Source organism: Nonomuraea sp. NPDC052129, from assembly GCF_040680095.1.
Taxonomy (GTDB): domain Bacteria; phylum Actinomycetota; class Actinomycetes; order Streptosporangiales; family Streptosporangiaceae; genus Nonomuraea.
In genome coordinates, this window is sequence record NZ_JBFAVX010000057.1 from 13,098 (window position 1) to 26,259 (window position 13,162).

Genomic DNA, 13,162 nt, shown 5'->3' on the forward strand with positions numbered 1-13,162 from the left:
GTGCGCGGCCGAGCTCGCCCTCGCCCGCGGCGAGACGGCCGCCGCGCTCGCGGAATACCGCCTGGCCGTCCAGCGGGCGCGCGACTTGCGCCTGCCCGGTGTGGCGCACACGGAATTCATGCCGTGGACGCTGATGGCGGAGGCGGTCACCCTGACGGCGTACGCGTACCACGCCTCGCCGGAGGACGTCCGGTACGGCGAGGAACTGTTCTCCACCGCCCGAGGCTACGACCTGCTGGCCGCCGAAAACCCCATCCTCGACTACCCGATGTGCGGCTCGATGCTCTTCGGGCTCGGTGCCTGGGGGCTGCTGCGGGGAGCCATGGCCCCCCGCGACGCGATCAGGTTGCTGGTGCTGGCCGAGCGATTCGCGTACAGCGGCAACATGCCCTGCATGAGCTTCGAGCGGATCGAACCGTACGCGGAGCGGGCCGAGCCCGGACTGCTCGCGGCCGTGCGGGCCGAGTACGGCGATCGGCGCGGCTCCGACCTGCTCGACGAGGCGCGCGGTCTCGTCGAGCGGGTCTCCGGTCGTGACGGGCGCGGGTCACATGTGCCGCTTGTAGCTGCGTACCGACAGCGGCGCGAAGATCGCGATGACGATCAGGCACGCCAGGAGCGTCCAGGCCACCTCTGCGCTGACGAGGGCGCTGTTGGCGAGGTCGCGGGCGGCCGTGACCAGGTGTGAGACCGGGTTGATCCGTACGAACGCGGCCAGCCAGCCGGGCAGGGTCTCGACGGGGACGAACGCGTTCGACAGGAATGTCAGCGGGAACAAGATCATCATGGAGATGCTCTGGACGGCCTGGGCGCTCCGGGCGATGGTGCCGACCCACGTGAAGACCCAGGCCAGCGACCAGCCCGTGATGATCGCCAGCAGGATCGCGGCGAGCACGCCGCCCGCTCCGCCGCCCGGGCGGTAGCCCATCACCAGGCCCATGCCAAAGGTCAGAGTGGCCGCGATCGTGTAACGCAGCAGGTCGGCCACCATGGGGCCGGCGAGCGGCGCGATCCGGGCGATCGGCAACGACTTGAACCGGTCGAAGACGCCCTTCTCCATGTCCTCGCGGAGTTGCGTACCCGTGGCCATGCACGTCGTCAGTACGGTCTGGGCGAGGATGCCGGGGATCATCAGGGGGAGGTAGCTCTCCACGTCGCCGGCGATGGCGCCACCGAAGATGAAGGCGAACATCGCGGTGAACAGGATGGGCTGCAGCGCCACGTCGAAGAACTGCTCCGGGTTGCGGCGCATCTTCTTGAGCGCCCGCCACGCCATCGTCAGGGTCTGGACGATCGTCTCCCCCGTGGAGACGCGCCGCCGGGCGGCCGCCACGCGGTCGGCGGCCCGTACCGCCTCGCGGGCGGGTGCGGTCATGGTGCTCATCGGTTCTCCTTCGTGCCGGTCTCGTCCGTTCCTGTCTGGTCGTCCCTGTCCGTCTCGTGGCCGGTGAGGGCGAGGAACACCTCGTCCAGGCTGGGCTTGGCCACGCTCACCGAGGAGATCGACACCCCGGCGGTACGCAGTGCGATCAGTACATCCGCGGCCAGGTCGGCCTGGTCGAGAGCGACGTTGAGGCGGCCCTGCTCCGGGCTGAGCACCGGATCGGAGCCGAGGACGCGCCGCACGACCTCCACGGCCGCGGGCACCTCGCCCGGCTCGGCGAGCAGCAACTGGAGGGTGGAGTTGCCGACCGCTGTCTTCAACTCGTCGGGGGTGCCCTCGGCGACTTTGCGGCCGTGGTCGATGACGGCGACGCGATCGGCGAGCTGATCGGCCTCGTCCAGATATTGCGTGGTCAGCAGTACGGTGCAGCCCTCAGCGACCAGACCGCGGATGGTGTCCCACATCTGGCCGCGAGTGCGCGGATCGAGACCGGTGGTCGGCTCGTCGAGGAAGATCAGCGGTGGCCTGGTGATCAGGCTGGCCGCCAGGTCGAGGCGCCGGCGCATGCCACCGGAGAACTGCGCGATCGGTCTGTCGGCGGCCTCCTCCAGGTCGAACTGGCCCAGCAATTCGACGGCGATGCGCCGGGCGCGCGGCGCGGTGACGCCCTGCAGGCGACTGAAGAGCCAGAGGTTCTCGCGGGCGGTCAGGTTCTCGTCGACCGATGCGTACTGTCCGGTGACGCCGACCAGCTGGCGGATCATGTGCGGGTTGCCGGCCACGTCGACCCCGAAGATCTCGGCACGACCCGCGTCGATCTTCAACAGGGTGGCCAGCATCCGCAGCATGGTGGTCTTGCCGGCGCCGTTCGGGCCGAGGACGCCGAAGATCTCACCGGGGCGTACGTTCAGGTCGATCCCGTTGACGGCGCGGTGCTCGCCGAACGTCTTCACCAGCCCTTGCGCAAGTACGGCCAGATCGGTTCCTCCGCCGGAGGCCGGGCCGCCCCCGGTACGTCCGAGTTCTGTGATGCTCATGGCTCCACTCTCGGCGGTGCCGGTTTCACGGCACCCTCGGCCGGTTTCACCGGTTGCCGGGAGCGGCGTTTGTGGCAGCGGTAGACAGGCTGGCGGCGGCTTGATGTGCGCCTTCATCCCCCAGTTCGACAGGCGGAGGTCATCCACGATGGCGTAGTACCGGTCGTCGCTGGCGGATCTGTCGAGGCTGTCGTTCGGCTCGCGCCAGGTACTCCACGCTCTACGGACGAGTTGGTCGCCACCGATCCACAACCGCCAGGACACCTTCCAGGTGCCGTACTTGCCAGTGGGCTCGCTCCGGAAGCCGATGGGTAGGCCTGGATTCGCCTTGCCGGGCTGCGCGAAGGTGATGCTGCCCTGGTAGAGGGTGGTGCGCACCCCGTCCCTGTCCGTGGTGGTGGCCAGTCGCCGGTCTTGTGGGTCGCCCAGTCGGTGAACCTGCCAAGATGAAGCCCCATCCGCGATCAGTGCTGCGAGCGTGCGTGATGACCGATGTTCGGCCGGATGAGGCCGTACTGATCGGGGACTCGGCGTTCGACATGGAAGCCGCGATAAACGCGGGAGCCCGCAGCACGTCTGTGCAGGTCGATCAAGATCGGCAGCTGCAAAGTACAGCTACACGCTCAGCTGAGGTAGCACAGCAACCAATCAGTCCACGATCATGTGTACGTGGCGATGCTCCGGTTATTGGCGATCGGCCTTCTCAGCGGTGTCGTAGCGGTGCCGTTCTGGTCGGTGCCACGTGGCGACGGTTTCGAACACGCGCGGTTCGCCGTGCTCACGGCCCTGGGCATGGGCCAGTTCCTAACGGTTCCCGTCGGGTTGGCGGCCGGGTTCGTGCTGGCCGTCATGGGCTCGTGGACGCGCCCTCCTGGTCATGTCTTGGGTGCGATCACGGCTGCGTTCGGAGCGATCGTCGCCACCCAGGCATGGCCCACGATGAGCTGGATCGACGGACGACCGTCCGGACTCGGCGATCCAGACGGCGAGTCTGTCATTGCGTTTCTGGCCTTCGCTTCTGGTGCGATCACAATCCTCGTCGGTCTCTCCATCGTCTTGATTCGATGGTCTGGCTACGATCCGCAAGCCGCCCCGGTGCGTCAACGGGGTCCACGTAGATACGGTAGGAAGAGACGATCCGGCAGGACGAGTCGTCGGCGTTTGCCCCACGCCGAAGGCCATTCCCCGTGATCGAGGGAATGCCCTCGTTGACCTTCGCTGATGCTGGATCTACGACTCCAACTGATTACCGAGCTTCTGAGCGCTCGGCGCGTCTCTGCGGACGAGACTTCGCTGTACGCGTTCATGGTCACGGAAATCTGTGAGTGGCGGAGGATCTGCACGGCGACGCGCGGGTGGACGTCGAGGCATCGAAGGGTGGCGGCCTCAGGAGCGAGGTCCGTTCGCACGTGATCGCGCAAGCACTGGCTGGTATTTCAGTCGTGATCCAGGCACGCGATCAATAATGTGTCCCTCATGCGAGGCCGAATCGGGAGAAGTCGGAAGGCAGGCGTTGCGAGGCTGCGTCATCATGCGGACTTGGCTCCACTATCCCAAGGCGCGGAGCTGGTGAGTACGGCGGCAGGTCCCGAGGGAGAACTGGTCGTTGTGTGGGCCTCGCAGGAGAACGCTGATGCGCTGACCGCACGGACTGTCACACCCGCTGGGGCATCTTTTGCCGATTCACGTACGGCCGCCCCCGTCTCGGTGCATGTCGCCACGTACCGTCCCCATCTGGCGAGGTCGGTTTCCATCGTCGGACAGTCACTACTCGCGCACAGCCATGTCCAGCCGCTGCCGGGCGGGGGCGTGCTCTCGGTGGGTGCGCGGTGCCGTTGGCGTAACGGAGCGGCCGAGCCCAACGCTGCCATCTTCGATGCCGACGGGAAGCTCCTGCGGGAGGGCGTGCTGGGAGACGGAATCGCTGACGTGCAGACGACGCTTTCCGGCGACATATGGGTGAGCTATTTCGACGAAGGCGTGTACGGCAACTTCGGATGGGGTGAGGCAGGCAGCCCTGCACCCATCGGCTCCCCTGGGCTTATCCGCTTTCGGTCTGACCTGGATCTCACGTGGCGTTACCCGTATGACGGCGAGTTCGGTGCGATCTCCGACTGTTACGCGTTAAACGTGACGGGGGATGAAGCGTGGGCCTACTACTACACCGACTTCCCGATTGTGCGGATCCGAGCTGCCGCGGTTGCCGGCTGGTCTACGGAGGTGCGCGGCGCTCATGCGCTCGTTGTTGCCGATGACCGGGTGGCGCTCGTTGGCGGGTATAACGAGCATCGGCACCGGGTGGTCGCGGGGAGCATTCAGGGAGAAGCCTTTTCGGCGGATCGTGCCACCCGGCTGGTAATGCCCGACGGAAGACCGGTTCCCAAGACAGCGACCATACTGGGCCGAGGCAGTGAGCTTCACGTCGTCGCGGGCCCGAGTTGGCTGAAGCTGGGTTTCGAGGACCTGGCGACAGGATGAGTGTCCAGCTGGGTGACAACCGCTGGGATCGCCAGTGAGCCTCCGCGAACCGCAACGGGCGGTTGGTAGGCCTTCGAACCTTATCTAGTGTTCTTGAGCGAAGTAGCAGGTCAGTCGCTCGAAGGTCTGTAAGGCACGTCAGGCAAGCAGGCTGCTCGCGTTCGGTGTGCCGATGGATCGTCGAGAGGTCCCTGTCCGGCTGATGGTGCGCCGAGGGGACCCAGGCGGAACGTTCTGGAGGCCAGCCAGGTGCGCATCAACACCACGGGCGCGGGCAACCACCTACGTGGACTACCCCGGTCATGCCGGTCGACAACGACACCACCCACACCAGCGGCATCACCGCAAGACAGCTCTCGGCCTGGTCGCCAACTGCGACCGTGACTTGACCATGACACGGCGCGGACAAGATGGCGACACGGCTGGTCGACAGTGGATTGCGGTTGACCGGCGGGCGAGTTGCCGAGCGTGCTGCGAGACCCGGCGGCGTGTCACGCGTGTTGTTGATGGTGATCCCTGGCATCTCCGACGCCTCCGTGGCGTCCATCGGCGAGACGGCACGAGAGGTCATCGCGTGATCCGCCCGCGCGCCTTGTCGACCCCTTCTCGTCACCTCGAAGGAGTTGTTGTCTTGAAGCACATGTCCGTGGCCGCCGCGACCGCGGCAGCCCTGCTGCTGGCCACCGCCTCGCCCGCGACGGCCGCCGGCGCCGCTGGCGCCACCGCGGTCGGCGACGCCCAGCAGGCCATGGAGAACCTCGCCAAGACGCCCGGCGTCGTGGGCGCGATCGGCGGCGCGTACGTGGACGGCAAGGCCGCCGGCCAGGGCACCGCCGGGTCGCGGCTGCTCAACGGCGAAGGCGGCACGATCCCAGCCGACTCTCGCTTCTACATCGGCTCACAGACCAAGGCGATGGTGGCCACCGTGCTCCTCCAACTCGTCGAGAAGGGCAAGCTCGGCCTGGACGACAAACTCGCTGACCTGCTGCCGGAGGTGGCCGCCGACGGGCTGGTGGAACGAGCCGGCGAGATCACCGTCCAGCAACTGATCCAGCACACCTCCGGCATCCCCGACTGGTGGTCCCGGAGCGGCTCGACCGAACCGGCGTTCGACGTCTTCGACTTCACCACCTACTACCGGCCCATCGACATCGTGGAGACGACGCGCGGCTTGCCGCGCACCGGCGAGCCGGGTGAGAAGTTCACCTACTCCAACACCAACTACACCCTCATCGGCATGCTCATCGAGCAGGTGACAGGTCACACCCTGGCCGACGAACTCGACCGGCGCCTGTTCCGCCCGCTCGGCATGACCCGGACCTACGCGCTCACCAAGCCCCCGGAGGGCATCAAGGGCCCGCACGGGCACGGCTATTACGCTGACTCCACCGGCACCCTGCGCGACATGCACCGCGCCAACGCCAGCTGGGGCTTTGGCGCCGGCAATGTCGTCTCGACCACGCGTGACGTCAGCACCTTCCAGCGGGCCTTCGACCAGGGCAGGCTGCTGCCACCGTCGCTGCGGAAGATCCTCGCCGGTGGCTCTGCCGGTGGCGATGGCAGCGGCAGCGCACGGCAGGGCACGGAAAAGTGCGAAGAAAATCTGAACATGCAGGGCGGCTCGGGACTCGGCTACACCACGCTGATCCTCTACTCGACCGATGGCCGGCGGCAGTTCGAGATCTCCGTCACGCGGAGCACCACCGACGACGCCATCATCCCCGAAATGATCAAAGCCGGCCAAGGCGTCCTGTGCCCGACGGGTTGAGGCTCTCCGCGTCGACGACTATCTCACGCCGGGTGCATCTCCTACCCGCCCGGGCATCTCTCCGAAGTTCGACAAAGACCGGATCGCCCAGCCAGGCCAGGCGTGGCGGATGAATTCCTGGATACCTGAGGTCCACACCCACTCCTCGTCCGCCCCGTCCGATACGAGCACGGCTCGGCACGCAGGGCCTCTGCCCGCTACCACCTGAGCATCAGACCTACCCCTGACCCTGACGGAAAGACCCCACCCGATGGCCGGCCGTCCGGCCGGGCGCCGACGGCATTACCCAGGCATGCGGGCATCCTGCATGCCTGGACTCTTTGGCCGGCTCCCTTGATCCGGTACGCCTTGGCCACGCTGACTCCCTCCTCCGAGCAGAATCGTGCGCCCAACGCGTAGCTCCCAGAACCGCCTGACCTGCGCAGACTCCGCGCGCTGCGGTACGAAAAAGATGCAATGTACGAAATCAGCAGGCCGGTGCACAACCTCAGACCGCTGTTTGTGGCCATCCTGAAACCTTGCGATAACAGCTTAATAACGACCCATCTACACGAGTTGCACCTGCGGATTCCCTGACCGAATACTGCATCAACACGAGTAGATGGGACTTCCTAGTGGTCACACGCCGCGATGTGGCGCGGCTGGCCGGCACCTCAGACGCCGTCGTCAGCTATGTGCTCAACAACGGGCCGAGGAACGTCGCCCCGCACACCCGCGAACGGGTGCTGCGCGCGATCGACGAGCTCGGCTACCGGCCGAACGCCGTGGCCCGCTCGTTGCGTACCAGCCGCACGCACACCATCGGGCTCGTCGTCCCCGACAACGCCAACCCCTTCTTCGCCGAGCTGGCCCGCGAGATCGAGGACGTCGCCTTCGAGCACGGCCTGACGCTGCTGCTCGGCAACGCGATGGACGACGACGATCGCGAGGCCGCCTACGTGCGGACCCTGATCGACCGCCAGGTCGACGGGCTGATCCTGATTCCCGCCCACGGCCCGCACGCCTGGCGGTCCCAGCTGGCCGCCTCCAAGGTGCCGTGCATCGTGCTCGACCGCGCGCTCGACGACGCCCCGGCCAGCCACCTGCTGCTCGACAACGAGGGCGGTGCGTACGAGGCGACCGGCCACCTGCTCGCGCACGGGCAGCGGCGTATCGGCTGCGTGGCGGGGCCGGAGAACATCCATCCGACCGTCGACCGTGTCGCCGGCTGGTCGCGGGCGCTGACTGAAGCCGGCCTCGACCCGGCCTCGATGCCGCTGGCCCATGGCCCGTTCGGGCGGCGGCAGGGTTACCTCAGCGGCCGCCGGCTTCTGTCGCAGGAGGACCGGCCCACCGCGCTCTTCGTGACCAGCGACGAGCAGGCGATCGGCGTCATGCGCGCCGCGGCCGAGCTGGGGCTGAGCGTGCCCGGCGACGTCGCGCTGTGCTCGTTCGACGGCGTCGCCGCCTCCTCCTACACCGTGCCCGCGCTCACCACCATGCGCCAGCCGATCGAGGTAATGGCCAGGCGCGCGGTGGAGCTGCTGATGGCACAGATCGGTGACTCATCGGGAGGCGAACGTGTCGTCCTGTCCGCCATGCTGATCAGGCGCGGCTCATGCGGTTGTCCTGACCCGGTCGGTGGGCTCGACGATGCGTGAGCTGGAGCTGGTCGTCGTCGGCAGTCTCAACATGGATCTCACGGTTCCGGTGACGCGCCTGCCCGGCAGGGGCGAGACCGTCGCGGGCGCCGCCGCGGTGCGGGCCGCCGGAGGCAAGGGCGCCAACCAGGCGGTGGCAGCCGCCCGGCTGGGCGCGCGGGTCCGCCTGGTGGGCCAGGTCGGCGACGACGCGCTGGGCCGCGAGCTGCTCGCCGCCGTAGCGCGCGAGGGCGTGGACGTCTCAGGCGTACGGCAGGTGCCCGCCGCCACCGGGCTGGCGATGATCGTGGTCGAGGACGGTGGCGAGAACATGATCACCGTCGCCAGGGGCGCCAACGGGCTGCTCCGCCTCACGGACCTCGACCTCACCGGCGCCGACGCGCTCCTGATGCAGTTGGAGATCCCGGTGGCCGCCTGCCTCGCCGCCGCCCGTCAGGCCAGAGCGCACGGCGTGCCGGTGATCCTCAACGCCGCGCCGTACACGCAGGGTCTTGAAGAGCTGCTCACCCAGGTGGATTTGCTGATCGTCAACGAGGGTGAGGCGGCCGCCCTGTGCGGCGGCACCGACCCCGCCGCGCTGCTCGCACTCGGGCCGCGCGCCGCGGTGGTGACGTTGGGCGAGCACGGGGCGCGCGGCCAGGACGCCTCCGGCGCCTGCCAGGTGCCCTCCTTCCCGGTGCCCGCGGTGGACGCGGTCGGCGCCGGGGACACCTTCTGCGCGCAGCTCGCGCTCGCCCACGCGGCCGGCCTGCCCCTCGACCAGGCGGTACGGCGGGCCTGCGCGGCCGGCGCGCTGGCCACCACCGGCCACGGGGCCCAAACCGCCATGCCCACCGGCGATCAAGTGGAAAGGCTGCTCGCCCGTGCGTCATGACGGCCTTTGGCATCCCCGCCTGCTGCAGATCCTGTCCGCGGCGGGACACACCGACCTCATTGTGGTGGCCGACCCCGGCCTGCCCGTCCCACCCGGCGTCGAGACGGTCGACCTCGTCTGGCGCAGGGGCGAGCCTGCCTTCCTACCCGTACTCGAAGCGGTGCTCGGCGAGCTCGTCGTCGAGACCGCCTATGTCGCCGAGGAGTCGCCGCCCGGCTTCCTCGACGGCCTGCTGACAAGAACAGAACGCATTCCTCACACCCAGCTCAAAGAGCTCACCGGCCGGGCCCGCGCAGTCGTGCGGACCGGCGAGGCGACACCGTACGCGAATGTCGTCCTCCAAGCGGGCGTTCCCTTCTGAAGGAGAAACACCGAATGAACAAGAAGATCGTCGCCGTGGCCGGTCTGGCCCTCGCGCTGACCGCCTGCGGCAAGGAGGGCGGCACCACCACCGGCCAGACCGCCGCCGCCCCCAAGCCGGGCGAGAAGCCGGGAATCTGCCTGGTGATGAAGTCGCTGGCCAACGAGTTCTTCCAGCAGATGCAGAAGGGCGCCGAGGAGCACGCCGCCAAGCGCGGCGACCTCACGCTCAGCGTCGTCGGCATCCAGAACGAGACCGACATCGACAACCAGGTCGCCGCCGTCGAGAAGTGCGTCACCCAGCAGGCCAAGGCGGTCGTGATCGCCCCTGCGGACTCCCGCGCGCTGGTCGCGCCGATCAAGCGCGCCGTCGACGCGGGTGTGAAGGTCGTCAACATCGACGTCCAGCTCGACGAGGGTGCGATGAAGGCCGCCGGTATCGGCGACAAGGTGCCCTTCGTCGGCCCCGACAACCGCGAGGGCGCCAAGCAGTCGGGCATGGAGCTGGTCAAGGCCGTCGGCAAGGACGCCGAGGTCGTCATCCTGGAAGGCAACCCCGGCGCGGCCAACGCCACCCAGCGCAAGGCCGGCTTCGAGGACGCGATCAAGGAGGGCGGGCTCAAGCTCGTCGACTCCAAGACCGCGCATTGGGAGACCGACGAAGCGCACACCGTCTTCGGCAACATGCTCAGCGCGCACCCGAACATCAAGGGCGTGCTGGCCGGCAACGACAACATGGCGCTCGGCGCGTTGAAGGCGATCGAGGAGCAGGGCAAGAAGGGCCAGATCAAGGTCGCCGCGTTCGACAACATCCCGGCCATCGCCCAGTACGTCAAGGACGGCTCCGTCGTGTCCACGCTCGACCAGTACGGCGCGCAGCAGGCCTCCAACGGCATCGACTACGCCATGAAGATGATCGCCGGCGAGAACTTCGGCGGCTGGCAGAAGACCGAGATCAAGCTCATCACCAAGGACAACGTCGGATGATGACGGTCAGCGGCCTCGTCAAGCGCTTCCCCGGTGTGGTGGCGCTCGACGGGGTCGACCTCGACATCCGCGCAGGCGAGATCCACGCCCTCGTGGGCGAGAACGGCGCGGGCAAGTCCACCCTGGTCAAGGCTCTGGCCGGGATCCACGCGCCGGACGGCGGCACGATGACCTTCGACGGCGCGCCGTACACCCCCGCCAATGCGGCCGACGGTCTGGCCGCCGGGATTTCGGTGGTCCACCAGGAGCTGGCGCTGCTGCCCTACCTCACCGTGGCGGAGAACCTGTTCCTGCGCGAGCTGCCGCGCACGGCGGGCGTCGTCGACAGGAAGCGGCTGCGCGTGGACGCCGCGCGGCTGTTGACCGAGATCGGGCTGGATGTCTCGCCCGACACCCTGGTCGAGCGGCTCGGCATCGCGCAGATGCAGCTGGTGGAGATCGCGAAGGCGATCTCCACCGACAGCAAGCTGCTGATCATGGACGAGCCGACCGCCACGCTCACCTCGCGCGAGGCGGGACGCCTGTTCGACATCCTGCGGGCATTGCGCGAGCGCGGCGTGGCCATCGTCTACATCTCCCACCACCTGCAGGAGGTGCTGGACCTGGCCGACCGGGTCACCGTGCTGCGCAACGGACGCAGCATCGAGACCCGCGAGATGGCCGGCGTGACCGCGCCCGACCTGGTCAGGTTGATGGTGGGGCGCGATCTGGAGCGGGAGTTCCCGGCCAAGCCGCCGACGGAGCTGGGCGAGGTGGCGCTGAAGGTGGACGATCTCAAGGTCTCGGGTTTCGAAGGGCCGCTCTCCTTCTCGGTACGGCGCGGCGAGGTCGTGGGCCTCGCCGGGCTGGTCGGCTCCGGTCGTACGGAGGCGATGCGCGCGATCTTCGGCGCCGACCCCGCCTTGGCCGGAAAAATCGAGCTTTACGGCGAGAAGGTACACATTCGGCATCCCAAAGACGCCGTACGGCACGGCATCAGCTTGCTCACCGAGGACCGCAAGTCGCAGGGCCTGGTCCTCGACCTGCCGATCAGCGCCAACGTCACCCTCGCCAAGCTGCGTGGACTCCTGGTGCGCTTCGGTCAGGAACGCTCGCTCGCCGAGGCCCTCGGGCGGCGCCTGCACCTGCGCTCCTCGGGCGTCGGCCAGCACGTACGTACCCTGTCGGGCGGCAACCAGCAGAAGGTCGTGCTGGCCAAGTGGCTCAACGCCGGATCCGACATTCTGATCGTGGACGAGCCCACCCGCGGCATCGACGTCGGCGCCAAGTACGAGATCCACGAGCTACTGCTCGGCCTGGTCGCAGAGGGCAAGGCCCTGCTCGTCGTCTCCTCGGACCTACCGGAGCTGATGGGCATCTGCGACCGCGTCCTGGTCTTCTCCCGGGGCAAGATCGCCGGAGAGGTCACCCGGGCGGACTTCGACGCCGAGCGCATCCTCACGCTGGCCTACTCGGGCTACCTCAAGAACGGTGAAACACAATGATCAAAAGGCTCGTGCTCGGCGAAGCCGGCATCGGCGTCGCCTTGGTAGTGCTCGCGGGCTTCTTCGTCATCCTCGCACCGAACTTCGCGACCGAGCAGAACCTGCGCAACATCATGACCCAGATCACGCTGAACACCGTGCTCGCCGTGGGCATGACGTTCGTGATCCTGGTCGGCGGCATCGACCTGTCGGTCGGCTCGGCGATGGCGCTGTGCGCGGTCGTGTCGGGCACCATGATGGCCGGATCCGGCTCCGCCTTGACGCTGGTCGGCGGGATCCTGGTGAGCATGCTCGTCGGCGGCGTGGTCGGCTGGGTCAACGGGTTCGTGTCAGAACAGTGGCGGGTGCCGTCGTTCATCGTCACCCTGGCCATGCTCAACATCGCGCGCGGCGGCGCCGAACGGTATACCAACGCAGCCACCATCTACAACCTGCCTGCCGCGCTCAACGACTTCGGCACCCTCACGCTCATGGGCATCCCCGCAGTGTTCTGGGTGGCGCTGCTGCTGGCAGGGGCCGGCTGGTTCGTGCTGTCGCGCACCGTCTTCGGGCGGCTGATCTACGCCACCGGCAACAACGAGGAAGCCGTCCGCCTGTCCGGCCACAAGACGTCCCGCATCAAGATCGCCGCCTTCATGATCGCCGGTTTGACCGTGGGCATCGCGGCCGTCCTGTACATGGCCAGGCTCAACATCGCCAGCCCGATCCTGGGCCAGGGCTACGAGCTCAACGCGATCGCCGCCGTGGTCATCGGCGGAGCCAGCCTGATGGGCGGGCGCGGCTCCATGGTCGGCACGTTCCTCGGGGCATGTCTGCTCGGCGTGCTCACCAACGGGCTGCTGCTCATGGGCGTCTCCGACTTCGAACGGCAGATCATCACCGGGCTGGTGATCCTGGTCGCCGTGGTGCTGGACGCGTACCGGCTCCGCCTGGCCCGCAAGCTGGCTGTCACCCAACCCGCGCAGGCACTCACGCCGGCGACGATCCCCTCCTGACCACATCCGAGGCGGCGCCTTTGCATGAGACCGCCGTGGCTTTACGGCCAGTTGTCACGTGTGGTGTAGGTGGGGTGCAAGTGACGATCAAGAGCCGGTCCATATGTTCCTCTCGTTAGGAAAACCTATGAAAAGGACGGTCCCTTGCCCCGCTC

The 13,162-nt window shown here is 67.8% G+C and carries 11 protein-coding genes and 1 pseudogene; 10 read left to right on the forward strand and 2 right to left on the reverse strand.

Annotated elements, in window-relative coordinates; translation table 11 throughout:
- Positions 1–547 precede the first annotated feature (547 nt).
- Together AB0L53_RS57185 and AB0L53_RS57190 are read right to left on the reverse strand one after the other, a co-directional pair.
- Positions 548–1,384: an ABC transporter permease gene (locus AB0L53_RS57185; protein ID WP_364014862.1), complete on the reverse strand. Its 837-nt coding sequence runs from the start codon at positions 1,382–1,384 to the stop codon at positions 548–550.
- On the reverse strand, positions 1,381–2,421 hold the full coding sequence (locus tag AB0L53_RS57190; RefSeq protein ID WP_364014865.1) for an ATP-binding cassette domain-containing protein: 1,041 nt from the start codon (positions 2,419–2,421) through the stop codon (positions 1,381–1,383). The genes AB0L53_RS57185 and AB0L53_RS57190 overlap by 4 nt, the downstream gene beginning before the upstream one ends.
- 446 nt (positions 2,422–2,867) lie before the next feature.
- Between AB0L53_RS57190 and AB0L53_RS57195 the strand changes: the two are divergent.
- The 10 genes and pseudogenes from AB0L53_RS57195 to AB0L53_RS57240 all read left to right on the forward strand — a co-directional run.
- Positions 2,868–3,035: pseudogene (locus tag AB0L53_RS57195) on the forward strand (HAD hydrolase-like protein); the annotation flags it as partial.
- A 55-nt stretch (positions 3,036–3,090) separates the two neighbouring features.
- Positions 3,091–3,612 (forward strand): hypothetical protein, encoded by a 522-nt coding sequence (locus AB0L53_RS57200; RefSeq protein WP_364014941.1) that lies wholly within the window; start codon positions 3,091–3,093, stop codon positions 3,610–3,612.
- Between the two features lie 378 nt (positions 3,613–3,990).
- Positions 3,991–4,899 (forward strand): hypothetical protein, encoded by a 909-nt coding sequence (locus tag AB0L53_RS57205; RefSeq protein ID WP_364014868.1) that lies wholly within the window; start codon positions 3,991–3,993, stop codon positions 4,897–4,899.
- A gap of 640 nt (positions 4,900–5,539) precedes the next feature.
- Entirely contained in the window at positions 5,540–6,667 is a 1,128-nt protein-coding gene (locus AB0L53_RS57210; RefSeq protein ID WP_364014939.1) for a serine hydrolase domain-containing protein, read from the forward strand.
- A 614-nt stretch (positions 6,668–7,281) separates the two neighbouring features.
- Positions 7,282–8,307, forward strand: coding sequence for a LacI family DNA-binding transcriptional regulator (locus AB0L53_RS57215; protein WP_358534820.1), 1,026 nt, complete (start codon positions 7,282–7,284; stop codon positions 8,305–8,307).
- Positions 8,300–9,181 (forward strand): ribokinase, encoded by an 882-nt coding sequence (locus tag AB0L53_RS57220; protein ID WP_364014871.1) that lies wholly within the window; start codon positions 8,300–8,302, stop codon positions 9,179–9,181. Before AB0L53_RS57215 ends, AB0L53_RS57220 begins: the two co-directional genes overlap by 8 nt.
- Positions 9,171–9,542 carry an RbsD/FucU domain-containing protein gene (locus AB0L53_RS57225; RefSeq protein ID WP_358534191.1) on the forward strand — a complete coding sequence of 124 codons (372 nt, stop codon included), beginning with the start codon at positions 9,171–9,173 and terminating at the stop codon, positions 9,540–9,542. Before AB0L53_RS57220 ends, AB0L53_RS57225 begins: the two co-directional genes overlap by 11 nt.
- 14 nt (positions 9,543–9,556) lie before the next feature.
- Positions 9,557–10,528, forward strand: coding sequence for a sugar ABC transporter substrate-binding protein (locus AB0L53_RS57230; protein ID WP_364014874.1), 972 nt, complete (start codon positions 9,557–9,559; stop codon positions 10,526–10,528).
- Positions 10,525–12,012: a sugar ABC transporter ATP-binding protein gene (locus AB0L53_RS57235; RefSeq protein WP_364014877.1), complete on the forward strand. Its 1,488-nt coding sequence runs from the start codon at positions 10,525–10,527 to the stop codon at positions 12,010–12,012. Before AB0L53_RS57230 ends, AB0L53_RS57235 begins: the two co-directional genes overlap by 4 nt.
- Entirely contained in the window at positions 12,009–13,007 is a 999-nt protein-coding gene (locus AB0L53_RS57240; RefSeq protein ID WP_364014880.1) for an ABC transporter permease, read from the forward strand. Before AB0L53_RS57235 ends, AB0L53_RS57240 begins: the two co-directional genes overlap by 4 nt.
- Positions 13,008–13,162: the final 155 nt, after the last annotated feature.

Excerpts from the sequence above, each read along its gene's own strand:
- AB0L53_RS57185 (WP_364014862.1), bottom strand. The coding sequence starts at position 1,384 with ATGAGCACCATGACCGCACCCGCCCGCGAGGCGGTACGGGCCGCCGAC.
- AB0L53_RS57190 (WP_364014865.1), bottom strand. The coding sequence starts at position 2,421 with ATGAGCATCACAGAACTCGGACGTACCGGGGGCGGCCCGGCCTCCGGC.
- AB0L53_RS57210 (WP_364014939.1), top strand. The coding sequence starts at position 5,540 with ATGTCCGTGGCCGCCGCGACCGCGGCAGCCCTGCTGCTGGCCACCGCC.
- AB0L53_RS57220 (WP_364014871.1), top strand. The coding sequence starts at position 8,300 with ATGCGTGAGCTGGAGCTGGTCGTCGTCGGCAGTCTCAACATGGATCTC.
- AB0L53_RS57230 (WP_364014874.1), top strand. The coding sequence starts at position 9,557 with ATGAACAAGAAGATCGTCGCCGTGGCCGGTCTGGCCCTCGCGCTGACC.
- AB0L53_RS57235 (WP_364014877.1), top strand. The coding sequence starts at position 10,525 with ATGATGACGGTCAGCGGCCTCGTCAAGCGCTTCCCCGGTGTGGTGGCG.
- AB0L53_RS57240 (WP_364014880.1), top strand. The coding sequence starts at position 12,009 with ATGATCAAAAGGCTCGTGCTCGGCGAAGCCGGCATCGGCGTCGCCTTG.